The organism is Polaromonas sp. DSP2-3-2b2, from assembly GCF_049895905.1.
Classification (GTDB): Bacteria; Pseudomonadota; Gammaproteobacteria; order Burkholderiales; family Burkholderiaceae_C; genus Polaromonas.
Map to the genome: position 1 here is coordinate 1 of NZ_JAFCTH010000062.1, position 913 is coordinate 913.

At 58.7% G+C, this 913-nt stretch carries 1 pseudogene; it reads right to left on the reverse strand.

Features of this window, described 5'->3' with window-relative positions:
* Positions 1–884, reverse strand: a pseudogene (locus ACP7AD_RS18560) (IS3 family transposase); the annotation flags it as partial.
* Positions 885–913: the final 29 nt, after the last annotated feature.

A 913-nucleotide genomic window follows, 5' to 3' on the forward strand; every position in this document is an offset into this window, starting at 1 on the left:
GGTAAAGCCGTCACTGGTGAACTGGGCCCCCTGGTCGCTGTTGAATATTTCAGGCTTGCCATGGGCACGCAGAGCTTCTTCCAGGCAGTCCACGCAGAACACCGCCTCCATGCTATTGCTGATCCGCCAACTCAGCACGCGCCGGGAATACCAGTCGATGATCGCCACCAGGTAGACGAACCCGCGTGCCAGCCGGATATACGTGATGTCCGTACTCCAGACTTGATTAGGTCGCACGATGACCATACCGCGCAGCAGGTACGGGTACACCTTGTGTTGGGGATGCGCCCGGCTGGTGTTGGGTCCCGCAGCCATGCCAGACAGCCCCATCGTGCGCATCAGGCGCTGCGCCCTTTTGCGGTTGACGGTGTGTCCGCAGCGGCCCAGGTACACCACCATTTTTCGGCTGCCGTAAAAAGGGTGGCGAGTGTATTCCTCGTCGATCAGCCGCTCCAGAAGATGATCGTCTTCGACGAAAACCTTTGGCTTGCGCCGCGCGTACACCGTGGCACGCGACACGCCAGCAAGGACGCATTGCCGCCTCACGCCAACCACATCGCCTGTTTCGATCCAGGTTTGACGCATCATGGCAGGCTGATCCCTGACTTTTTTTTGAGCCAGTCGAGTTCCATCTTGAGGCGTCCGATTTCGCCATAAAGCCGATCCGGCTCGCTGTGTGCCGCCACCGGCTGCGGGCCGCGCTTTGAGCCAAACAGCGTCTTCGCTTGCTCCTGGATTTCCTTCCTCCACTGGCTTACCTGGACCGGGTGAACCCCGTACTCCTGACCGATTTCATTGATCGTCTTGACCCCACGTAGGGCCTCCAATCCGACCTTCGCCTTGAACTCCGGCAGGTGCACTTTGCGTTTCTTCGATTCACTCATGATTTACCCATTTCTTGCGACAGTGTCCT